The organism is Bdellovibrio sp. HAGR004 (assembly GCF_055397015.1).
Map to the genome: position 1 here is coordinate 3,256,519 of NZ_AP029176.1, position 23,097 is coordinate 3,279,615.

Annotated in this window: 20 protein-coding genes; 5 read left to right on the forward strand and 15 right to left on the reverse strand. The window is 50.9% G+C overall.

Annotation, left to right across the window (positions count from 1 at the left end; all coding sequences use genetic code 11):
* Positions 1-9: 9 nt before the first annotated feature.
* The 10 genes from ribH to clpB all read right to left on the reverse strand — a co-directional run bounded on the left by ribH (position 10) and on the right by clpB (position 9,677).
* On the reverse strand, positions 10-549 hold the full coding sequence (ribH, locus tag ACZ5ZV_RS16250; protein WP_464118215.1) for a 6,7-dimethyl-8-ribityllumazine synthase: 540 nt from the start codon (positions 547-549) through the stop codon (positions 10-12).
* Complete coding sequence (gene ribB, locus ACZ5ZV_RS16255; protein ID WP_464118216.1) at positions 549-1,679, reverse strand: 3,4-dihydroxy-2-butanone-4-phosphate synthase; 1,131 nt, start codon at positions 1,677-1,679, stop codon at positions 549-551. Before ribB ends, ribH begins: the two co-directional genes overlap by 1 nt.
* Position 1,680: 1 nt before the next feature.
* The gene (locus ACZ5ZV_RS16260) at positions 1,681-2,280 is read right to left on the reverse strand and encodes a riboflavin synthase (RefSeq protein ID WP_464118217.1); all 600 of its coding nucleotides are present in this window, start codon (positions 2,278-2,280) and stop codon (positions 1,681-1,683) included.
* 85 nt (positions 2,281-2,365) lie between these two features.
* Positions 2,366-3,565 carry a hypothetical protein gene (locus ACZ5ZV_RS16265; RefSeq protein WP_464118218.1) on the reverse strand — a complete coding sequence of 400 codons (1,200 nt, stop codon included), beginning with the start codon at positions 3,563-3,565 and terminating at the stop codon, positions 2,366-2,368.
* Between the two features lie 320 nt (positions 3,566-3,885).
* The gene (locus ACZ5ZV_RS16270) at positions 3,886-4,224 is read right to left on the reverse strand and encodes a hypothetical protein (RefSeq protein ID WP_464118219.1); all 339 of its coding nucleotides are present in this window, start codon (positions 4,222-4,224) and stop codon (positions 3,886-3,888) included.
* A gap of 80 nt (positions 4,225-4,304) precedes the next feature.
* Positions 4,305-4,796 carry a hypothetical protein gene (locus tag ACZ5ZV_RS16275; protein ID WP_464118220.1) on the reverse strand — a complete coding sequence of 164 codons (492 nt, stop codon included), beginning with the start codon at positions 4,794-4,796 and terminating at the stop codon, positions 4,305-4,307.
* A 14-nt stretch (positions 4,797-4,810) separates the two neighbouring features.
* Positions 4,811-5,305, reverse strand: coding sequence for a hypothetical protein (locus ACZ5ZV_RS16280; RefSeq protein ID WP_464118222.1), 495 nt, complete (start codon positions 5,303-5,305; stop codon positions 4,811-4,813).
* 54 nt (positions 5,306-5,359) lie between these two features.
* The gene (locus tag ACZ5ZV_RS16285) at positions 5,360-6,481 is read right to left on the reverse strand and encodes a CapA family protein (RefSeq protein ID WP_464118223.1); all 1,122 of its coding nucleotides are present in this window, start codon (positions 6,479-6,481) and stop codon (positions 5,360-5,362) included.
* Between the two features lie 102 nt (positions 6,482-6,583).
* Positions 6,584-6,982 carry a methylglyoxal synthase gene (locus ACZ5ZV_RS16290; protein ID WP_464118224.1) on the reverse strand — a complete coding sequence of 133 codons (399 nt, stop codon included), beginning with the start codon at positions 6,980-6,982 and terminating at the stop codon, positions 6,584-6,586.
* Between the two features lie 106 nt (positions 6,983-7,088).
* Positions 7,089-9,677: an ATP-dependent chaperone ClpB gene (clpB, locus tag ACZ5ZV_RS16295; RefSeq protein ID WP_464118225.1), complete on the reverse strand. Its 2,589-nt coding sequence runs from the start codon at positions 9,675-9,677 to the stop codon at positions 7,089-7,091.
* Positions 9,678-9,742: 65 nt separating this feature from the next.
* On the opposite strand from clpB, the gene ACZ5ZV_RS16300 reads away from it, so the two are divergent.
* On the forward strand, positions 9,743-10,003 hold the full coding sequence (locus ACZ5ZV_RS16300) for a hypothetical protein (RefSeq protein ID WP_464118226.1): 261 nt from the start codon (positions 9,743-9,745) through the stop codon (positions 10,001-10,003).
* Between the two features lie 42 nt (positions 10,004-10,045).
* Here ACZ5ZV_RS16300 and ACZ5ZV_RS16305 read toward each other — a convergent pair whose 3' ends face one another.
* Together ACZ5ZV_RS16305 and ACZ5ZV_RS16310 are read right to left on the reverse strand one after the other, a co-directional pair.
* On the reverse strand, positions 10,046-10,633 hold the full coding sequence (locus tag ACZ5ZV_RS16305) for an AAA family ATPase (RefSeq protein ID WP_464118227.1): 588 nt from the start codon (positions 10,631-10,633) through the stop codon (positions 10,046-10,048).
* The gene (locus ACZ5ZV_RS16310) at positions 10,630-13,359 is read right to left on the reverse strand and encodes a cation-translocating P-type ATPase (protein ID WP_464118228.1); all 2,730 of its coding nucleotides are present in this window, start codon (positions 13,357-13,359) and stop codon (positions 10,630-10,632) included. The genes ACZ5ZV_RS16305 and ACZ5ZV_RS16310 overlap by 4 nt, the downstream gene beginning before the upstream one ends.
* A 585-nt stretch (positions 13,360-13,944) precedes the next feature.
* Here ACZ5ZV_RS16310 and ACZ5ZV_RS16315 point away from each other — a divergent pair.
* The 4 genes from ACZ5ZV_RS16315 (at position 13,945) to ACZ5ZV_RS16330 (ending at position 17,676) form a co-directional block, all read left to right on the forward strand.
* Positions 13,945-14,778, forward strand: coding sequence for a flagellin N-terminal helical domain-containing protein (locus tag ACZ5ZV_RS16315; protein WP_464118229.1), 834 nt, complete (start codon positions 13,945-13,947; stop codon positions 14,776-14,778).
* A gap of 206 nt (positions 14,779-14,984) precedes the next feature.
* Positions 14,985-15,758, forward strand: a complete 774-nt coding sequence (locus ACZ5ZV_RS16320) for a hypothetical protein (RefSeq protein ID WP_464118230.1) — start codon at positions 14,985-14,987, stop codon at positions 15,756-15,758.
* A gap of 108 nt (positions 15,759-15,866) precedes the next feature.
* Positions 15,867-16,463 (forward strand): hypothetical protein, encoded by a 597-nt coding sequence (locus ACZ5ZV_RS16325; protein WP_464118231.1) that lies wholly within the window; start codon positions 15,867-15,869, stop codon positions 16,461-16,463.
* Between the two features lie 64 nt (positions 16,464-16,527).
* The gene (locus ACZ5ZV_RS16330) at positions 16,528-17,676 is read left to right on the forward strand and encodes an aminotransferase class V-fold PLP-dependent enzyme (protein ID WP_464118232.1); all 1,149 of its coding nucleotides are present in this window, start codon (positions 16,528-16,530) and stop codon (positions 17,674-17,676) included.
* 37 nt (positions 17,677-17,713) lie between these two features.
* Here ACZ5ZV_RS16330 and ACZ5ZV_RS16335 read toward each other — a convergent pair whose 3' ends face one another.
* From ACZ5ZV_RS16335 to ACZ5ZV_RS16345, 3 genes are read right to left on the reverse strand one after another with little or no spacing between them, the layout of a single operon-like run.
* A complete protein-coding gene (locus ACZ5ZV_RS16335; RefSeq protein ID WP_464118233.1) occupies positions 17,714-18,232 on the reverse strand; it encodes a MarR family winged helix-turn-helix transcriptional regulator in 519 nt (172 codons plus the stop codon).
* 59 nt (positions 18,233-18,291) lie between these two features.
* Positions 18,292-21,510, reverse strand: coding sequence for an efflux RND transporter permease subunit (locus ACZ5ZV_RS16340; protein ID WP_464118234.1), 3,219 nt, complete (start codon positions 21,508-21,510; stop codon positions 18,292-18,294).
* A 2-nt stretch (positions 21,511-21,512) separates the two neighbouring features.
* Positions 21,513-22,955: a TolC family protein gene (locus ACZ5ZV_RS16345; RefSeq protein ID WP_464118235.1), complete on the reverse strand. Its 1,443-nt coding sequence runs from the start codon at positions 22,953-22,955 to the stop codon at positions 21,513-21,515.
* Between the last annotated feature and the right edge of the window lie 142 nt (positions 22,956-23,097).

Below are 23,097 nucleotides of genomic sequence, written 5' to 3' on the forward strand. Positions count from 1 at the left end.
CATGCTAGATTACTTTCTTACTTTTTTCTTCTTTTTTTGTGTTTTTGCCGCAGCTTTTGCAGGCTTCTTGGCGGCCTTTGCTGGGGCTTTCTTGGCCAGCATCACGGCCGTTTTCATGGCCGCAGGGATTTCCTGGGTCAGACCGATCATTTCCATCACCACCTGAGCCGCCTCTTCCCCTTTATTGCCATGATCACCACCGGCGCGGGCAAAGGCTTGTTCTTCATTTTCAGTCGTCAGAACGCCGAAACCAATTGGTTTCTTGTAATCAAGCATAAGACGAGTCACGCCGTCAGTCACCGAGTTGCAGACATAGTCATAGTGGGAAGTGTCGCCACGGATCACCACACCCAAGGCCACAACACCGTCACAACCGGCCTCCAGGAAAGCCTGGCAAGCCAGCGGGATTTCAACCGCGCCCGGAACCAAGGCCGCAAAGATCTCGACGTCCTCACAGGACTCCAGATAGCTGATTGCGCCTTCTTCAAGTCTGGAAGTGACTTCCTGATTCCAACGAGCTGTAACAACACCAACTTTGATTTTTCCCATTATTTTGATCCCTTCAGATTTTCCATTGCGACAATTTCAACGATTTCAATATCAAACGCTTTCAAACCGACCTTCTTTTCAGGCTTGTTGGTCAGCAGGCGGATCTTATTGGCGCCGATTTCACGCAGGATCTGCGCCCCGATGCCATAGTCACGCTCATCCATCAGCGGAGTGGAAGGACGAACATCCTCCATTCCGATCAAGACATTCAGCTCTTGCACCAGACCTGCCGTGCGGTTGTTTCCACGCAGCAAAACAAAGGCGCCGGATTCTTCCCCCTGCAGCGCTTTCACACTTTCCAGAACAGACGAAGCCCCGCGCTGAATAACAGCCATAAAGTCGCGTGTGAAGTTATCGACGTGCACACGCACCAGCGTCGGCTGGTCTTTTTTGATTTCACCTTTTTGAATCACCAGATGTTCAAGGCCATCGACCGTGCTGCGGAAAACACGCGCTTGCATGTTTTCACCAAAGGACGCCGGCAAGGGAATGCTGGCCAGCTCTTCCACCAAAGTCTCATTCGCCAGGCGATACGCGATCAAGTCCACGATAGTGCCAATTTTGATATTGTGCTTTTTAGCGAACTCACGCAAGTCACCCACGCGCGCCATCGTGCCGTCGTCATTCATCACTTCACAGATCACCGCTGCTGGATTCAATCCCGCCAGACGAGCCAGGTCCACACTGGCTTCGGTGTGACCTGCACGCTTAAGCACCCCACCTTGCTGGGCACGGATCGGGAAGATATGGCCTGGCATGTGAATGTCTGTGGGTTTGGCGTGAGGGTTCGCCGCCACTCGGCAGGTCAATGCGCGGTCCGCGGCGGAGATCCCCGTGGAAATCCCCTCGGAGGCTTCGATACTGACCATGAAGGCGGTTTTATTCGGAGCAAAGTTCAAATCATCGCGAACCATCAGTGGCAACTGCAAGCGCTCGACCTGCTGGGCCGTCAGACAAAGACAAACCAAACCGCGGGCTTCTTTCACCATGAAGTTGATATTTTGAGGAGTGGCAAATTCAGCCGCCAAAATCAGATCGCCTTCATTTTCGCGATCTTCATCATCCACCAGGATGACCATTTTTCCGTTACGGACGTCTTCGATAATTTCAGGGATGGTATTAAATTCCATGTTAGCCCTTTCTCACTTCCAAAGAGCGCTGAATAGCTCGCGCCATATAGTCAGGCTCCACATTGATACGACTGCCCGGTTTCAAGCCACCAAGATTCGTGCGCTTCAAAGTCTCCGGGATCAGGCACACAGAGACGACGTTGCCTTCAAGTTCATTCACCGTCAGGCTGACCCCGTTCAGAGTCACACTGCCCTTTTTCCAAACATACGGAAGAATCGTGTCGGCCACTTTCACATCCAGGAAGAAGGATTCCCCCTGAAGATCCGCCCGAGTCACCGTCCCCAGACTGTCCACGTGCCCGGTCACCAGATGACCATGGATTCGGTCGCCAAAACGCAAAGATCTCTCAAGATTGACCTGTTTGCCGATCCAGCTTTGTGGGTTCCATTCCAAAACCTTGATGGTTTCCGCTGCCAGCGCAAAAGTCATATGGGAATCATCGAAAGCTTCCACGGTCAGACAGACGCCATCACAGGCAATACTGTCGCCAAGCTTTATATCATTGAATTCACTGGGTTTTTTGATTTTAATTCGATAGGCGTTAGACAGCTCTTCGGAGCTCTCAATCGGCATGACGGATTCGACGATTCCAGAAAACATAAGGGCCTCTGCTTGTGGCCGAGACCCTACACGTTTCACCCTGCTCTGGCAAGGAAAGTGGCACTTTTACACTCTGAGAAAGCCCTTAAGTACGACCCGGCTTGCTGGGTTTTTGCGGGGTGCCGCTATTCCCATTTGAGCCCGAGCTGCCTGTATTGGAATCTACCGGCTGCACACCCGGATCCTGGGGCTTATAATCCGGCGCGTGGAACTTAAAGAGCTTCACTTTCGCGCCGATCACAGCGTTATTGTCGTTTTGCTCAATCACGCGACCGCGGGAAATTTCATCGCCGACCCAGTCGATCTCGATTTTTGCCACGGCTGACCCTGCCGCCGCGCCACCACCCAGGTATTTCGAGTCACAAGGTTCGCCTTCCCAGTAATAGTCTTCGTTATAAATCAACAACTGATCTCCGGCCTCCAAGCCGACATCAGTTCCGCCGACCACGACCAGATGTGTGTCATGATTGGCCATCACACGTGAATACCACTCTTCTGATTTCAGTCCGGTGTTTAATTCTCCCACCGCTTTCACCAAAGCGTTCTTGGTGACTTGTGCCAGCGGAGTTTGATAGTACGCGCTGGGCCCAATCGTAAATGCGCCGAAGTTCAGACCGAAGTTCACTTTGGTTTTAGTCTGCTTGGTGGTCACATTGGTGGCGGTCATCACTTTTGAAGTCAGCGGACGAAGAGCCATCATGGACAAATCCAGCTGCGCCCATTCCACATTGAATCCCGCAGAGGTCAATCCATTCGTTGGATAAGCCCCGGCCGGATTAAAGCCCACAGTCAGACCTCCCCCGCCGATCAACTCAAACGAGTTCACCGAACCGGAGATCTTCGCCTGCGGGATGTTCACCATGCACCACGCCGTCTTGGCGTATTGGACGTTGTAGTTGTCCTTGCCTGCCGCCTGCGCGAAGGCCTTCATCATCTGACCGTCCGCTTTGGTCAGATTGAAGAAGCTCTGATCCCCATTGCGTACTTGCTCGGGGGGAACCGCGATGGGAGGCGCATATCTTAGCGCGAACTCTTTGCTCTCCATGAGCACTCCATACACCTGCTGATTCGCTACAAACTGAAAATCGAAAGAGCCGTTCGGCAGCATCAAGGGACTGGATCGGATGGAACCCATTTCGACAATTTTCTTAAGCACACGTGGTGGAGCCACTGCCTGCTGTTGCTCGCACTTCTGATTTCCCATGGTCATCGCAGCACCGGCAATCAGAATGCCGGCTTTCATAATCTTCTTTGACCAGTTCACGGTGCCCGATTGTGATTTCATGTTTGTCCCTTTCCAATCTTTCACTAGAGGCGGTTCAGGCACAGTATACGGAATGAAAGAGCTGGACCTTAAACCGGGTGTAAGTTTGCGGACTCATTTGCAAAAACGAAACCGGTTTCATTCTGAGACACGCTAAGTGCTGGAAATAACTTGCGACAATTCAAATAAGCATTTTTCAAAAAAATTTGTGTTGTCGAAAGAATAGACTGTTTAAGAAAAGTTGAAAGACGGTTTTACTAGTGTGAATACTCTGAACGTCAAAAGCTTGATCACTAAAAATTAAAATCAGAAGGAAGGAAAGAAGACGGTGCAAACCGTCTTCAATGAGTCTTGCGATTCAGCTCTCTTTCAAGAAGGCTGACGGTGGTGACAATTTCTTCAGAGATCAGCACAAACATTTCACTGGACATCAATTCCTGCGCCTGGGCCCGCTGCCCTTCGGCCACCAAGGTTAATACCGCTGAAACGTAATTCACGAAAGCCTCGTGCTCCCGTTGCAGAATACGGAAAGAGCGAAGATGACTTAGTTCCCGCGCCTGTTCCTGAAGCCAGAATAACAAATCCCCCTCGGGAATTTCCAATTCCGAACACTTTTCCACAAAGTTGCGCAGACTGAGCTTGTATTTCGCGTGGGCTAAAATGATATCTTCGAGCTTCATAATTTCCTCCGACGCTCTTGTCGGAGGAAGCCGTTTTCACTAAATGACGGCAATCATGTTTGCACAAAAAGCTTTATCTTTTAGAAGCTGCCGCCGCCGGACAACGTGATAAAGTATTGGGTCTCATCTTTGTTTAAGGTGTTGTCATTTTTATCCGTGCGATCTTCGAAATACAGAAAATGCTGAACGCCTCCCCCAATGCGCAAACCACCCAATCCAAAGGTGATGCCCGCCTTACCAAAAGCCGCATTTGAATTTTCAGAGGCAAAACGCAATCCCGGACCCGCAAAGAATTCAACTCCCAGTGTGCGACTGTGATTGTAAAATTCATAGTTGAAAAGTGCTGCGGTATCCAAACCATAGACCGTGTTTATATCCGTCCCAAACTGAGTAAACACTGAGTTGCGCCAATTCAACCAGTCCTTTACAAAATAGTTCAGGCCCAGATGAATCTCCGTAAAAGACTCATTGTCTCGTGTCCCCGAGGCTCCACTTAGATCATAGCTGAAGCGCGACTGCGCCTGGGCTGAGAAGGAAAACATGATCGTCACTGCGGCAATCCACTTTTTCATATCAACCTCTTTATCTATTTTTTTAAAAACTCAAAATCCCTGTCCATCACCGTCTTGCGACCGTCAGCGCGGGCATTCTCAATAGCGCGGTCACAGATGATGCGCACATGATCCGACAACACATCCATCACCGACGCCGAGGTGTTAAAATCGGACCGCGCCTGGATGTAGTCTTTCAGGCGCGAAGCGATGATCAGCACCTCTTGCGGAGCAGAACCTTTCACCACCGCTGAAGGTGACGACGTTGACGTGGGTTTGACAATAATTCTTGCTGGGGCCCGATGGGCTTCTTCCGCCGCCGTCTTTGGAGCGATCTTTTCAATGGCACCGGCATCACGATGACGTGCCCCTGGTAAATGGGTCTCAAAACAAGGAACACTGCAAAAGACATAGCCCGTACGTTCGTTATTGCACGTTGAGACGCTGCACACGAAATACTTTGCGCCAAAAGAAATTGGTTTTTTACAGGAACTGCATTTACGCCAGAACTGAGGTGTGGTTTCTTCCATAAAACTCTCCCGAGTCTTATTGAAGCACATAAAACTGAGCCGGGGAAAGTGATATCAGAGATGGCAGCCCGGGAATTTCTGCTCCGGCTCAAAGCGGTTCTGCGTGCCGAAGTGCTTTGCGGACTCTTTTAAGGCTTCTTTACTGCCCCGACTGCTGACCGGATAGACGGTGTAGCCGTCGCGATAAGTCGGAGTGTAATAGGCCGTCGAAAGCTGTGTACGTCCTGCAGCATCTTTTTTAAGGCGCAGGTAAACAACCGCTCCGGTTTTCTTTTCTGTGCCCGCTTGGAAGGCTAGGAAATTACCCAATGAATAAACGATCATCGTCTGACGACCATCCGCAGTTCTGTAGGTTTCCCACGGCTGCAAGACATGAGGATGAGACCCCACCACAGCCGCGGCACCGGCCTCCAGAAACCGACGGGCATAATTGGTCTGAGACTTGTCAGGCTTGGAACTGTACTCCACACCCCAATGCGGAAGAACAATCACCGCATCAACATCAGAGCGTCCACGCAACTGCTTGATTAGACCTTCCACCTGCTGGGACTTGCTGTAACAAGACAACACCTGCCCCTTGGTATCAGCAATTCCATTGGTGGCTTCGGTGCAGGCAATAAAGGCCAGACGGTAGCCGCGCACATCCGCCAGGTGATAAAACTGTTCATTCGGAGCATAAGAAGGGCGTGTTCCCGCGGTTGCAAGACCCGCCTCTTTTGCCGCTTCCAAAGTACGGTCAATTCCTCGCCACTGTCGATCCAAGGAATGATTGTTCGCCGTGCTGATCAGATCAACACCGGAAGATTTCAGATCGCGCAGAATCTGCGGATGAAAGTTAAAAGAAAACTTAGTCCCTGAATACACATTCAGATCGTATGTAAATCCCTGATCACCGACATCACGGCCGGACTTTTCAACCCCCAAAGCCGCGGGCCCTTCAAGATTGGCGACCATATAATCGGCTTTATTGAAAAGTGGAATGGCTTTTTCCCATAAAGAGGTAAAACGTTGTTTGGGAAGAATGGATTTGTAAAGTGCATCGTGAACCAGAATGTCCCCGACAAAACCCAACACCACCGAATCATCCTGGCAATAAGCCCCTTTGGTCGGAGCCGCCGACACTGCCATGGAGACAAGACAAAGACCTGATATCAGAAGAGATTTAAAGCCGCGCATGGGCCTAAGATGAAGCCTGGTCCGTTTTTTCGCAACTGACAGGTCCGTCACAGAAAAATATGCCCGCTCTGTCTAAACTTGCGACAGCGGTCCCTGTCGAAGCTAACCTGGCAGGCCCTTTATAAGCAGTTCAGCCGTGGCCGGATTGGTCGCCAACGGCACGTTGTGAACATCACAGATGCGCATCAACATCGAAATGTCCGGGTCGTGGGGATGCATTCCCAGTGGATCACGGAAAAAGATCACCCCGTGGCACTTGCCGGTCGCCACTTCAGCGGCAATCTGGGCGTCTCCCCCCAAAGGTCCCGAAAGCTTGCGAATCACCTTCAAACCGGCGGACTGAATCAGGCGCCCCGTATTGCCGGTCCCGATCAAGTTGAAGTTTTTGAAGTCTTCCAGATGATCCCGAACAAATGAAACCAACACGGCTTTCTTTCCGTCGTGAGCGATCAGAGCAAGGGTCTTTTTCTTTTTTGTCTTAACTTTGGGGTTTGTCGTCATAATGTCATTCTAGAGGCAGGCGCCGGGATCTGTCATGGTATTCTCTTGAAAAACAAGAAGCCCCCACGTTTGTGAGGGCTTCTTACCATTATCTGATCCCAATATTTTAGAATACCAGTGAACTTCCGTTGCCTTTGACGTGGACTGTATCGCCCGCCTTGACCTTGCCTGCGATGATCTCTTTGGAAAGTGGATTCAAAAGCTCTGTCTGAATCACACGCTTCAAAGGTCGAGCACCATAAACCGGGTCGTAGCCTTTCTTCGCCAGGAAGTCGATGGCTTCCTGGTTGAAGTCGATGGCAATCTTTTTCGCTCGCAAACGTTGCGCCACCAGATCCAACTGCACCTTGACGATGCCGGAAATCTGCGATTCGCCCAAGGACTTGAACATCACCGTCTCGTCGATACGGTTCAGGAACTCCGGACGGAATCTTTCACGCAAAGCCTCGTTCACCGCTTCACGTTTGGCTTCTTCGGACATGGCTGGATCCAGAATCGACTGCGAACCCACATTCGAAGTCATGATCAGCACAGTGTTTTTGAAATCCACCGTGCGACCCTGCCCATCCGTCAGACGACCGTCATCCAAAACCTGCAACAGGATATTGAACACGTCCGGATGAGCTTTTTCCACCTCGTCCAGCAACACCACGCTGTAAGGGCGACGACGAACGGCTTCGGTCAACTGACCACCTTCTTCGTAACCCACATAGCCCGGAGGCGCCCCGATCAGACGTGCCACGGCATGCTTTTCCATGTACTCACTCATATCGATGCGCACCACGGCCTGTTCGTCATCAAACAGGAACTCTGCCAAGGCTTTCACGGTTTCGGTTTTACCAACACCAGTTGGACCTAGGAACATGAAAGTTCCAATCGGACGATTCGGGTCTGAGATTTCAGCACGCGCCCGGCGAATCGCATCAGCCACAATGGTCAATGCATGATCCTGACCCACCACGCGCTTCTTCAATTCATCTTCCATATGCAGAAGCTTCTGGGATTCGCTTTCCAGCATTTTACTGACTGGAATACCCGTCCACTTCGCCACGACTTCGGCCACATCCTCAGGGCCGACTTCTTCCTTCAGCATGCGGTTTTCAGAAGCCGTCTTAGCCCCTTCCTTACTGCGCTCTTCCAGGGCTTTGAGCTTTTTCTCGGTCTCTGGCAAGCGACCGTATTTCAATTCGGCGGCTTTCCCCAGATCACCCTCACGCTCGGCCTTCGCCACTGCGACCTTCAGGTCTTCGATGTCGGCTTTGAGTTTTTTAATTTGCTCAATGCCGCCTTTTTCAAATTCCCATTGTTCGCGCAAAAGCTGGTTCTTCGCATTCAGCTCAGTGATTTCTTTATCAATCACGGCCAGACGTTCTTTTGCACCTTCGTCTTTTTCTTTTTTCAATGCTTCTTTTTCAATACGAAGCTGCATCAATTCGCGTTCGATCTTATCGACCTCTTCCGGCACAGAGCGGGTTTCAATACCCAGTTTGCTGGCCGCTTCGTCGATCAAGTCGATCGCCTTGTCCGGCAGGAAGCGGTTGGTGATATAGCGATGAGACAACTTCACCGCCGACACCAACGCCGCATCAGTGATACGAATCCCGTGATGGACTTCGTATTTTTCTTTTAGACCCCGCAAGATGGTGATCGCGTCCTCGACACTGGGCTCTTCCACCATCACTGTTTGGAAACGACGCTCAAGGGCCGCATCCTTTTCAATGTACTTGCGATACTCGTCCAAAGTGGTTGCACCGATACAGCGCAGTTCTCCGCGCGCCAAGGCTGGCTTCAGCAACTGCCCCGCATCCATGGCACCCTCTGTTTTACCAGCGCCCACCAAAGTGTGAAGCTCGTCGATGAACAAAATAATCTGCCCATCGCTGGAAGTGACTTCCTTGATTACGGCCTTCAAGCGGTCTTCAAATTCGCCACGGTACTTGGCACCGGCAATCAAGGCTCCCATATCCAGGGACATCAGCTTTTTGCCAATCAAATTATCCGGCACGTCCTGCTTGATAATACGCAAAGCCAAACCTTCGGCGATGGCCGTTTTACCCACACCCGGCTCACCGATCAGTACGGGGTTGTTCTTCGTTCGGCGGGACAGTACCTGCACAACACGACGAATTTCTTCATCACGCCCCACCACCGGATCAAGTTTGCCTTCGGCCGCCAGAGCGGTCAGATCACGGGCATATTTTTTGAGAACCTCATATTTATTTTCAGGATCGTCATCGGTCACCTTTTGTTTGCCACGAATCTCCGTCAAAGCAGTTCTTGCCGAGTCGGCGTTGATCTTGTTCTTACGGAACAAGGCCTGCAGGTCGGAATCCCCACCCTTCAGCATGGCCATAAAGAAGTGTTCAGTGGAGATGTAGGAATCACCCCACTCTTGCGCTTCTGTCTCAGCGGCCTGGAAGATCTTTTCCAGACGCGGACTGGCGTACATTTTCTGACTGCCACCAGTGACTTGAGGGAACTTATCAATACGGGCTCTCAGGTCCGTTAAAAACTGGGCCTGGGGAACATTCACTTTATCCAAGATACGAGGAACGATTCCTTCGGATTGCTGTACCAGCTCCATCAAAAGGTGTTCAGGTTCCACGGAGGGGCTAAGTTTACGCTCGGCCAACTTTGCGGCGGCCTGCATGGCCTCCTGGCTTTTTCGCGTCATTTTTTCAATATCATTGCTCATAGAGCCTCCATCTGAAATAAAGGATGAGTTCTAATTCGCTTTTGTCAACACCAAGGACCCTCAGAATGGCAGGAATCGTTAATCCCAAAGGAAAAGGCAAGTCCCAGCCGCGTCTGCACCCCTCCATCAAAAAGGATACAGTCAACCCCCGGGACTATTTGAAGTATGACACTCGTTTTTCCTGCGAGGACTGCTCTCACTTTGACGGAGACAAAACAGTCTGTACGATTGGCTACAACCCCCAGCACCATCTGAAAGCGGTCCAAACCCACCAATACGAACTGGCGGGGAACATGGCCTTCTGCAGGTTCCTGGAAATCGATTGAGCTCGAAATGGACCACCAGACCTCCGTCTAACGAGTGGTGTTTCATTTTGACTGGTGTCCGGAGACCACCCGGGCCACCTCTTCAAGTCCCCGATTCACCTTGCGTATAAATGAAGCCTCGTGAGGCACGAATATAAAATGGGGATGCTGGGACCAAAGCTCCCGCAAGGACATATCCAGCTTCAGTGCTTCCTGAATGCTTTCGATCCGCATGGGGTTCCCCCCTTCTATGGAAATCCCACCCACCGCCGCAGTTTCAAAGAATATCACCGCATCATACCGTCTTAGTTCGGCCTCCAAGGTCGTTCCAAGCTCTCTGAAAAAGTCCATCGGTTGAGCCGGCCAGTACACAGCTCCATCCACAGTTCCTCGGTCACACAATAACACCCGGCTCTGATAATGCGCGGCCTGCGCATCCTCCAGGTTGGTCTGGACATGATAGATGGCTCTTTGGGTGGCTTGTCGGACGCCAAAATCCCCCATTCGCGGAAATCCCCCCGTGTAAAGCAGCGTGGCGGCTTCGGGCACAACCACCACCTGGTCCCCGATCTCCCGACGGTACAAATCAGCGGCCGTGGTTTTGCCACCGCCAGGGCCTCCAGTAAGAACAATTCGACAACATCGTTTCATAAATGCCTCCGAATGCTGGTCGTGAATCGGGACAACCAGGGGCTGTGACGTGCGAGTTTATAAATCTCCATGACAAGCAAAACAGACAAAGCCATCCCCAGCAGACGAATCCAGTCAGAAAGATGCACAGGGGCAACCCCAAGGGTGGTCTGAAAGAATGGGATGTACATCGCCCCGATATGCAGCAGCTGGGCCCCGAGGGTTCCAGCCAGAAGATAGGGATTTTTCAGCGGACTCATGGAAAAAGCAGACTTGGTCTCTGAACGACAATTGCCAATCATGACGTTTTCAAACAAGACCATCAAAAGCAGAGTCAGGTTGCGTGCGACTTCCAGGCTGACCCCTTCCCGGAGTTGCGAGTAGAAGAATGAAAAAGAGATTCCTCCCATCACCACCGAAGACAAGACGACCCTTTCCAACATCAGACGATCAAAGATGGGTTCCTCAGGCCTTCGCGGCGGGCGATGCAACTCATCCCCCTCGCCGGGCTCCATCGCCAGCGTCACATCCTGAATCCCGTTTGTAACCAGATTCAACCAAAGAATCTGAATCGCTGTCAGAGGCAGAGGCACGCCCAGGATGAGACTGAGGAAGAACATCAGAATTTCAGCAACACCGGTAGAAATCAGCAAATACACGACCTTCCGAATATTGGAGTAGGCTATACGGCCTTCTTCGATGCCGGCGACAATTGTCGCGAATCGATCATCTGTGATAACAAGATCCGCGACGTCCTTGGCCACATCGGTGCCACTTTTTCCCATCGCCACCCCGACATTGGCGGCACGAAGAGCCGGAGCATCATTAGCCCCATCACCCGTCACGGCCACAAAATGACCCGCGGCCAGAAGACTTTGCACGATCTCCAACTTTTGCTGAGGCTCGACACGAGCGTAAACCCGCCCGCGAGAGATCAACTGATCTCTGTCGGCTTCGCCAGCCGCTTTGAGCTGTGGTCCTGAGACCACAGCCTCTAGATGCCCGGCCAATCCCAGTTGTTTCGCAATCGCCAAGGCCGTCTTCGGATGATCCCCCGTCACCATGGACACTGTGATTCCGGCACTTCGACAGTGATCGATGGCTTCCTTGGCTTCTTCACGAAGTGGATCCATCATTCCCACCAGACCTAAAAAGGAAAGCCCCTGAAGCTGATCTTTCAACTGCGTCACCGACGAAAGAAGACCGGCCAGAGCCAAAACCCGATAGCCCTCTTCAGCCATCTCATTCATCTGAGTCAGCACATGTTCCGACTCAACTCCCTTGCACATGGGCAGTACTTTCTCAACAGCGCCTTTGACGGAAATCAAATTTCCCAGGGGCCCGCGGTGCAACGTTGCTGCAAATTGATTCTCGGGTTCAAAGGGAATTTCATCCATCAAACTGTAGTGCTGAGCCCGGTCCGATTCGGGCAAACCGGCTTTTTCCGCCAGTACCAGAAAAGCCAGGTCCACAGAGTCACCATGACCCGCCCACTCTCCTGACTCCTCGAAAAGCTGGGCCTCATTACACAGAGCTCCTGCCAGGGCCAGGGACCGCAGCTTTCCCTGCTGCATCGGCCCCAGCACTCCCTCAAGGCGCTCGAAATCTCCTGTTGGCTTTAGACCGCTACCCCCGACCCCAAATGCGGGCAGCTCCGGCAACGCGATTTTCTTCACGGTCAGCTGATTGACTGTCAACGTGCCCGTTTTATCTGTGGCGATGTAAGTGCAAGAGCCCAGGGCCTCGACGGCCGCCAATCGCCGCACAATCACGTTTCTTTTTGCCATTCGTCGGCTGGCCACTGCCAACGCGACCGTCAGTGCCACTGGCAGCCCCTCAGGAATGGCGGACACGGCCATCGCAATACTGACCATCAAGACGTCATAAAGCGTGTACCCACGCAAGACCAGGATCACCGCCATCACCGCAGTGGCCAGCAACAAAAAAACAGCGCTCTTTCGAGTCAGGCGCTCCATCCGGATCAGCAACGGAGGCTTGGCGCCGGGCTCAGCTTCCAGGGAGTCCACAATTTTACCCAACTCCGTTCTGAGCGCAGTTCCGACCACCACACCACGGCCTCGGCCCCGAGCGACCAGCGATCCGGTGAACGCCATATTGACTCTCTCGGCTAACCGAGTCTCCACAGGCAATTCGACTTGGGAATCTTTCAGAACTGCCAAAGACTCTCCGGTCAGAAGGGATTCATCAATTTCCAGATGGTGTGTTGAAACAAGCCGGATATCCGCGGGAACGCGCATCCCGGACTCCAGCAAAATCAGATCCCCGGGCACCAATTCTTCGGCGTCCACTTCGTGGATCACACCGTCTCGCGCGACCAGCGACTTTGCGGCAAGAACCTGCCTGAGTCCCGCAGCACTTTTTTGCGCGCTGTACTCCTGACCTCCTCCGATGGAGGCATTGATCAACAAAACCGCAAAAATAAAGACGGCATCTGCATAGTCCCGCATCCATAAAGCCAGAAGCACGGCAATCAGCAGAGCATAGATCAGAGGACTTAGAAACTGACGAAGAAAGATCACAATAAAAGGGGTCGGTGGGCGCGTAGGAAAGATATTGGGTCCATGAACTGCCAGCCTTCGAAGGGCCTCTGTCGAGGACAGACCTCGTTCCGAAGAATTAAGGCCTGTGATCACATTCGAAATCTTTTGCTCATGGGCCGATGTGATTTCCAAATCCATTCTATAATCATTCACACCCGTCCGGAACAAAGTAAGCTCCAGTGTCAAACAACCTCAACTCAACCCCTTCCTGCCTGGCGATTCACAAAGAAATTCAATTTCAGCAGAGCCATTCAGCAAAACCATGGTCCCATTCGGAAAATTGACTGTTCCATAGTCTGTGTTTTTATCGTTTTTCCCTCTGAAAGTACTGTGTCCAATTGATTCAGGACAAGCTTACGTCCGGATATCAGGATCAGTCGAATGACCAGTATTGTGAAAAACAAACAAAACCCGCCTGACGTCCTGTCAAGACCTCATACCAAATCCCGATCTAATGCACATCAATGATTCACTCAGAAGGAGTCAAGAGAGATGGTCACTCTCTTGCGGAACCGAAAGGAGGGCCTTCAAGGATGAAACTAAAATAGAACAATAGATTGTTCACGCGCTTTGCGCAGGAGCAGGAGGGGTAAAACCCCCGATGCGGACTTAGCAGGCGATGGGTTAAAGCCCAAAAATAAAAAGGCCATACAAAAAAGCACAGACTCGGATGTCAGTGCCGGCAAAGCGAAAGTAGGTTTCGCTGATGCCAAAAACAAAATCAGGGAGGGTATTGAAAATGAAAAATAAATATTAACGGAGGAATTTAAAATGGGAATGAGAGTAACAACAAATATCAGTGCATTGAATGCTCAACGTAACCTGGTAGGTTCTCAAAGAGCGATCAACGATTCTATGGCGAAACTTGCTTCCGGCAGCCGCATCAATAAAGCTGCTGACGACGCTGCAGGTTTGGCGATCTCTGAAGGCTTGAAAGCTCAGATCAGATCTGCTGCTCAAGCTCAACGCAACGCGAACGATGGTATCTCCATGGTTCAAACTGCTGAGGGTGGCCTGAACGAAATCGGTAACATCGTGGTTCGTCTTCGTGAGTTGGGTATCCAAGCTGCTTCTGACACTGTTGGTGAGACAGAGCGTGGTATGTTGAATAAAGAGGTTCAACAGTTGAAATCTGAGATGCAACGTATCGCTTCTGTAACAACTTGGGGTACTACAAAGCTTTTGGATGGTTCTTCTCCAAGCTTCGACTTCCAGGTAGGTTTGTTCAACAACGCTGAAGAAGATCGTATCTCCTTCAACGCGGCTGAAAACGTAGCTACTTTGGATGCTCTGGGTCTTTCTGGTGTGGACTTCTCCACTAAAGAAGGTGCTCAGGAAGCTTTGAGCCAACTTGACGCTGCTCAGACTTCAATCTCTGGAACTCGCGCCAACCTGGGTGCGCTTCAGAACAGATTGACTTCTACAGTGGACAACTTGGGTGTAGCTCAAGAGAACTTGTCTGCAGCTAACAGCCGTATCCGTGACACAGACGTTGCTCAAGCATCTTCTGAGATGACTCGTAACAACATCTTGTTGCAAGCTGGTACTTCCACTTTGGCTCAGGCTAACCAATCCAATCAATTGGCTCTTAAGCTGATCGGTTAATTGGAATAAGATAACCAAAACCTAAAACCCGGCGGGATCTTCCCTCCGGGTTTTTTATTTTTTCTGCCCAAAGTTTTTTCAGCCACCCTGGCCCGCTTTTCATCACACAAAAAACTGTCGAACTTATTTACCAATAATTTCAAATATTTAGCTTAAGTCTAGGCGAAAACATTCCGAAAAATATGTACGAAGCATGGAGGTTCGATATGACTAAGGCGAAAACAGCAAGATTGATGGGGGCTCTTCTCGCAACCGCAGTTCTTGCCGCTTGCAGCAACCAAGGAGGCTTTGAATCCTTAGGGGGCACCGGTAACACCAGCCAAGGGTCTAGCAGCGGAGACAACTCCGGCCAGGGGACGGAAACTCCCCCAGTGACTCCCGCTCCACCAAGCGCGTACGACAAACTGGAATTGTCGGCTCATGTGGGTGGTGGTGCTTACGAAAACGAACAGGTGATGTCGCTAGACAAGGCCAACAACGCCTTGCTTCTGTACCTTCCCCTGCCTGGCGCCTTCAGCCAACTCTATATAGATGTTCCTCAGGTGAAGGGTGTTCAAATCAAAACGGTGCTGGATTCCCAGCAAAAAGCCCGCGTCGCGGTCAGTATTCCGTTAAGACTGATTGTTAAGGACAAAGTTACAACTTTGCCAGCCTCTCGCCTCCCCAACGGCAACGCCCTGCCAATGATGCCTAGCGGAGAGCTACCGTCCTTAGGCCTGGGTCTGAACCCAAATTCCAGCAACAAGCTTTACCTGTACTTCGGAGTCAGTGCGGTCGGAATGTTCGTCGAAAGTTCCTTTTTCCCCGAATACTTTGGGATGACTTCGCCGCTAAAGAACGCCGCTGGGACTCGCACCCTGGGGTATTTGACGATCGTGCCCAAATCCGGGGGCTATAATGGGGGGCTTTTCCTATCCTTCATTCTGCCGAACGATCTGGCCAAGATCATCGACGACCATTTGAGTGGTATTATCAAGTAAGCAAGACCGTCCCCACCAGAAATCTATTTTGATTTGCCTGCCCCCTTAAATCTCGTTAGTCTAAGGGGGCATTTCCATTTTGAACCAGGACATTTCAGGGAGCGAATCATGGCAAAGAAAAAAGCAAAACCAGCAAAGAAAGTAGCAAAAAAAGCAGCTAAACCTGCTAAAAAAGCTGCCGCAAAAAAAGTAACTAAGAAAGCTGCAAAGCCTGCAAAAAAGGCGACGAAAAAAGCGGCTCCAAAGAAAGCAGCTAAACCTGCAAAGAAAGCTGCTCCTAAAAAAGCCGCTGCGAAAAAAGTGACTAAAAAAGCTGCGAAGCCTGCGACCAAGAAAGCCGCTGCGAAAAAACCTGCTGCTAAAAAGCCAGCAGCCAAGAAACCAGCCGCTCCTAAAAAAGAAAAAGTAGCGAAGGCTGCTGTTAGTGGCATTGCTGCTACTGAAATCATCAAACCAGCGATCGAAGACATCTCTGCTGACTTTGACGACGAAGCAGAAATGGACAGCATGATCGACATCGAAGAAGAAGCGGTTTCTGACGAATCCGACGAATGGGAAGATGAAGGCGAAGAGTCTGAAGAAGCTGAAGGTTCCTTTGAAGAGGACGAAGAAGCTGAAGACGACATCACTTCCAAAGATGACGATGGCGATGACGACGACGATGATGAAGATGACGACTTCGGAGATGACGAAGGTTACTTCTAGTCGCTGCGCACACAGCTAAATAAAAAAGGGAGTCTTTGACTCCCTTTTTTATTATCATCAGGCCATGTACAAACATCTCTATCAAAGATTTCTGGCCGCCCACCCTTCTGAACTGCACTTTGCCTGTCACAGCCACCACTACTGGCCGGACTGCACCCGTGAAGCTCACCTGCAATACTGGGATGATTCCTGCAAATATGTAGACGACAAATGGGGCTATATCTTTTCCACGAAAGTCCCTCAGGCACAGAAACTCATTGCCGCGAACCTGGGCCTGTCTCACCCCGAGCAGATTGTTTTTGCCCCCAACACGCATGAGTTCGTCTTCCGCCTGCTCAGTTCCCTGAACTGGAAAAAGCCGGTCCGCATCCTGACCACTGATTCTGAGTTTTACAGTTTCGACCGTCAGATCAATCGCCTTTCAGAGCTTCCTGAATTTGAAGTGGTTAAGGTTCCCACCCTGCCCTTTGAAACTTTCCATGAAAGGTTTGAAGAGGCTCTGGGCTCTGCAAACTGGGATATGATCTTTTTCAGCCAGGTGTTCTTTAACTCTGGTCTGGTGGCGGATATTTCCCGACTGGCTGCAAAGGCCCCTGCTTCGGCGATGGTGGTGATTGATGGCTATCATGCCTTTATGGCCGTGCCGACGGATCTTAGCTCTGTACAAGAACGCATCTTCTATTTGGCAGGATCTTACAAATACGCCCAAGGCGGCGAAGGGGCTTGCTTCCTCTATGTACCCACTGGCACCCGCCACCGTCCGTTGTACACCGGTTGGTTTGCTGAGCTGTCACATCTGTCTGCTGTGGGCAATGAAGTTGGCTACCCGACAAATGCCCTTCAATACGCCGGCAGCACGATGGATTTTTCTGGAGTCTATCGCTTGATAGCCACACTGGAAACCTTCAAAAAGGAAGGCCTGAGCGCAGAGGTTATTCATCAGGTGGTGCAAAGAAATCAGAAGCTGTTTTTGCAGGAACTTTCCGGCAAGCCCCATCCTTTGCTGCAGGGATCAAAAGTCCTGATGACCCACCCAGAGCAGCATGGGCACTTCCTGACGTTTGAGTTGCCCTCCACTGAAGACACGCAAAAGCTTGTGAAAGAACTTGCTGGCAAAGGGATCAAAACGGATTCCCGCGGCAATCGCCTGCGTTTCGGGTTCGGACTATATCACGATGAACAGGATGTTCGGGATTTGATCAGTCGACTTTAAAATAGAAAAAAGGCCGTCGCAAGACGGCCTTTATATTTTAACCTCTTGGGGTTAAGGCTGATTTATTCTGAATCATTTTCGCCAGCAAATTATTGATGGAGCCTTTTTCCTCTTCTGAAACCACATTCCAGAAATTCTCCACTCGAGGATACCACTGAGGGAAGATTTCCTGAATCAACTGCTCGCCTTTGGCTGCCAGTTTGATCACAAAAGAACGACCATCGGACTGATGCCCTTCACGAATAACCAATTCGGCTTTTTCAAGACTGTTGATCAAACCCGAAATCGTGGCTTGGGTCACACCGACCTGGTTTGCCAGTTCTGAAGGACGCAAACCCGTCGGGGCGTTGCGAAGCAAGAACAACAACATGAATCGACCCGACGACAAGTTGTACTTCGACAGCAGTCCATCCAGACTATTTTCAATTTCACTGGCCACCTTCATAAACAGCAGATTGGAATAAAGTGCCGCAGAATTCGCATCTGAATTAAGACTTTGAACAGAAGCTTGAACCTCTTCCTGGGAAGGGATGTCTTGGATATAAAGTTTCGCCATAAGGCCTCCAACTAATTCTAAAAACGGGCGGATACTTTACCGATCCGCCCTGTACTAAACTACTTCACCGGAACCATTCCGTCGTCAGACTTGCTGACTTTTTCTTCAATGACCGCTTCACGGGGTTCCACTTCCATTTTCTTCTGGGAAGTGAAACGTGCACCGAAGTTGTTCGCCCAGATACGGAATCGATCAACATATGTAAACACCGCCGGAACAACGATCAGAGTCAGGATTGTGGATGAAATCATCCCCCCGATAATCGCAACCCCCATCGCCGTTCGGGTCTTGGATGCCGCATTCATACCAATCGCCACCGGAATAACCCCGGCGATCAACGCAAACGACGTCATCAAGATCGGACGAAGACGTGTTTTACCAGCCATGATCAAGGCTTCACGGCGGCTTTTACCTTCTTCCATCATCTGCTTGGCAAAGTCGACAAGCAGGATCCCGTTCTTACCAGCCACCCCGATCAGCATGAAGAATCCGAAGATCGCAAAGATCGTCAGGATCTCGCCCGTCAGGAATAGGGCCAGGAACGCACCACACAGAGCCAGTGGCAACGCCACCATGATCGTGATCGGTGTGATAAAGGACTCATACAAGCTCGAAAGAATCAGGTAAATGAACAGAATCGCAAAGCCCAATGCCATCACCGTGGATGTCATCAGTTCCTGCATGTTTTCCGCGTCACCACCAAATCCGAAGCGCACACTTGGAGGCAGAGCATTTTCACCCGTTGTCATTGCTGACACCGCGGTATTCACGACCTCACTCAACCCCACTCCCGGCGCCAAACCGGCTGTGATCTGAATATAACGACCACGGTCCTGACGTTCGATGGAAGCCGGACCGGATTCCAAATCACCTTTGGCAATATCGCTCAAGCGAACCAGTTTTCTGTTCACGTTCGGGATATAAACGTCGTTAAACGTTTTTAACAAGTCACGCTGGTCCTCTTGCAGACGGACGCGGACTTCATATTCACGTCCCTTTTCACGGAACTTCGCCGGTGTGAAGCCCTCAACCTGCGCACGCAGTTCAGAACCCATGGTTGATGTATTAATACCATAGGCTTTGGCCGCACCAGGCTTCAGATGAACCTGCATTTCCGGTTTACCCGGGCGATAGTTCGAGTCCACGTCCTTTAGACGTGAATCCTTCTTCAAAAGTTCAAGCATTTTTGTTCCCGCTTTTTCCAGTTCAACTGGATCCGCGGAGATAATGTTCAGGATGAATGGCTGACCACCCATACCGCCTGTTGCGTCATACTTCTTAACAACAGGATTAGCCTGGGAGAGATGCGTCAACTGACCGCGAATCTTGTCCCGGAACTGTTCGGTTGTCAGAGGGCCCCGCTCTTTGCCGTCCTTCATGCGCACGTAGAAGCTGGCTTTGTTGGACTCCCCGTAAAGGCTTCCCACAATCATGTTCGTGAACTTCACTTCCGGATTGTCATGAAGGATCTTGTCCACTTGACGAGCCACTTCCTCGGTTCCATCCAGACTGGTTCCTGGCTGCAGCTCCAGAGTCACAGTGAATTCACCACTGTCGTCATCTGAAATAAAGGCCCCTGGAACTTTGGTCACTGTGTAGATACTCAGGAAGAACACCACAACTGTCAGGCCGATTGTCACCTTTGGCCAATCCAATGAGACCTTCAGCAGCTTTTCGTACATGTTCTCAAGCCACGTCTGGAAGCGGTCAAAACCCTTCACCAAGCGACCCAGAGTTTTGTCATAAAGACCTTGAGGTTTGTGAGCGTCACCGTGACCGCCCCCATGATGACCGGAACCACCGAAATACGCCGTCAGCATTGGGATCAAAGTCATCGCCACAAACCAGCTGATCGCCATCGAGGACACGACAGTCATACCGAACTGTTTCAGGAACTGACCGATGGTGCCGGACATTGTACCCACAGGCACAAACACCGCAATAACAACCAGAGTGATCGCCATGACGGCCATCTGGATCTCTGTCGTCCCTTTTTCCGCAGCAACGAGGGACTCTTCGCCCAGCTCCATACGACGGTAGATATTTTCGATAACAACGATCGCATCATCGATCAAAAGACCGACCGCCAAGGTCAAAGCCAGCATCGACACGATGTTGATTGAGAAACCCGCCAGTTTCATCACCATAAAGGCACCGACCAAAGAAATCGGCACGGACAACGCCGTGATGAAGGTGGATCGAGGACTTCCCAGGAAGAAGAACACAGTAATAACTGTCAGAATGATACCGATGATAATCGTTTCGTACACGTCATACAGATTGTCCGAAATCTTGATAGAGGCATCGGTCATCACAGCCACAACAGGCGCACCGTCCATCTTGGCCAGCTCGGGCTTGATTCTTTCCATCTGCTTGATCACGTCCTGAGCCACCTTCACGGTGTTGGACCCGGACTGACGGTAAACTTGAAGGAACAGGGACTTTTCACCATCCACATAGGCACGGGACTTTTCGTCTGCCAACGTGTCAATGACCACGCCCAGATCAGCCACCCGGGTCGGCACTTCGTTTCCATACAGATTCACAAGAGTGTCAGAAATTTCCGGAACGGAGTTGAACTCGCCCAGACCACGGAACACCAGTTCTTTTTCACCCTGGTTGACCTTACCGGAAGGAATGTTCTGTCCCGAAGCACCCACTTGCGCCGCCACCTGAGACACGGAGATCTCGCGGTTCTTCAGTTTCTTGCGGTCCAGAAGGACGTGAATTTCACGCTCACGCCCCCCGATGATCTCGATGGCCCCCACGTTCTGAACCTGCTCCAGACGGGGCTTCACGAACTGATCGGCAATATCAAACAACTGGGCATCCCCCAGATCCTTGGCCGTCAAAGACACCGTCAGAATAGGTGTATCCGCAGGGTCAAACCGTTTGATCAGCGGATCTTCCACTTCGTCAGGCAGTTTGGATTTGGCGATATTCACCTTATCACGCACTTCCTGTTCGGCGTGCTTGACGTCCACTTCACTGTTGAACTCCACGATAACCTGAGAAACACCCTCCAGGGACTTGGACGTCAGACGTTTGATCCCGGAAATGGTGCTGACCTCTTCCTCAATGGGCCGACTGACCAGGGTTTCAATTTCAGCAGGACCGGCCCCGGCGTACACTGTCTGAACAGTCACCACGGGAATGGACACATCCGGATACAAATCCACGGACATGGACTTGAACGAGGCCCAACCGACCACCACCATCGCGATGGTCACACACGTAATAAAGATGGGACGACTGATCGATAACTTTGGTAAACTCATGACTACTTCCCTCCTTCAGGAGAGGCTTGGTAAAGCTTGATCTGAGCCTGCAGACCAAGGATATTTGCTGCTAACTTTACTTTGCTTAAAGCGGACTGAGAATAGTCCTGCTCAAACAACAATACTTGATACGTCGTTGTACGTCCCTGACGTAAACGTGTGCGCTCGGCTTCCAACTTGGCTTTCTGAGCGTCTTCAATGCGCGCCAACAAACGAAGATTGTCGCGGGCATCCTGAAGATTGCGGGTTAGATTAACCCAGTCCTGCTCCTGGGCATAATAGGCATACTGACGGTTTAGTTCCGCAGCACGCTCGGCTTTTTTAGCACCCGCTTTGGCATCGCCGGCAGCAGAGACATTCAAAGGCATGCTGAAACGAATGCCCACAAAGCCCGTGTCCTGCTCGGTTTTACCGGCATTTTTCAAAGCCTCGTTAAATTCCTCATCGCGGCCATTCAAAGAGTAGTTCGCATAGACATCCAAGGTCGGACGGTTGCGTTCCAAAGTCAGGACCGCAGACGCTTTCGCCGCTGCCAACTGGGCATTGGTGGCTTCCACATCCGCGCGACTGCCAGGGCGCTTTTCCGGAATGGACAAAGTTTCCAGTGCTTTGTAGTTCACCTTCTCCAGGGTCTCTACAGGAGCATAAGCCTCACGGTTCAGGAACTTATTAAAGGAGCGTTGTGCTTCCAGTTTTTCATTGTTGGCAACCTGCAGTTCCAATGTGCGTGCTTCAACCAAGGCTCGGGCCTGAATGACGTCGGCGTCCTCACCCAAATTCATTCTTCTTTTTTTGGTCACATAATCCAGAATATTCTGAGCGGCCTGCTTGGCTTGCTCTTGAATTGTGACCACGTCCTGCCAGGCGGCGAGCTTCCAATAAGCCGCTTCGGCACCCGCAAGAATGTTCAGGGACTGACCTTGGCCAGAGAATTTTTCTGCCATGTTTTGTGCCCGAACAGCTTCTTCATTGGCTTGAGCCGAACGCCCGAAGCCATTCCCCCACAAGGGCATTGCCAACTCCAGCTTTGGAGTTGCATCCCAGTATTTTTGAGGATTGATCGGCGAAGTCGGAGCCAGGCCTTCGAATTCGGTGCGGCTCATATCATAATATAGTTTGGTCTGCAGACCGAAGCTGAACTGTTGTGATACACCCAGGGAGTAATATTGGCTTTTCACTTCATCGTACATTTTGGGATTGCCAGGCTTGCCATCGGAACCAATGCGCGCCTCTGCAAACAACTTCGGCGTGAAAATCAAATCCGCTTCACGAGCTTTCAGCTCCGCACCTTCTGATTGTTCTGCACTGCCTTTGTAGGCTGAACTTCCGCTCTTAACTTGTTCCAGGTACTCATTGAGCGTGAGGGCTGATGAGGCCGTTCCGTGCAAAAGAGTCCCACAGATGAGAAGCTTTGCTCCCCATTGTATGATCTTCTTGTTTTCCATACGTGAATCTCCAAAGTCCTATTACTGACCGTTTGAATATGTAATCGCTTACATACAAATAAGTACCCCAACAGTCATAAGTATGCAATCAATTACTTAATTGAATACCAATTGACCTTATGATACAGTATTCTATATATAG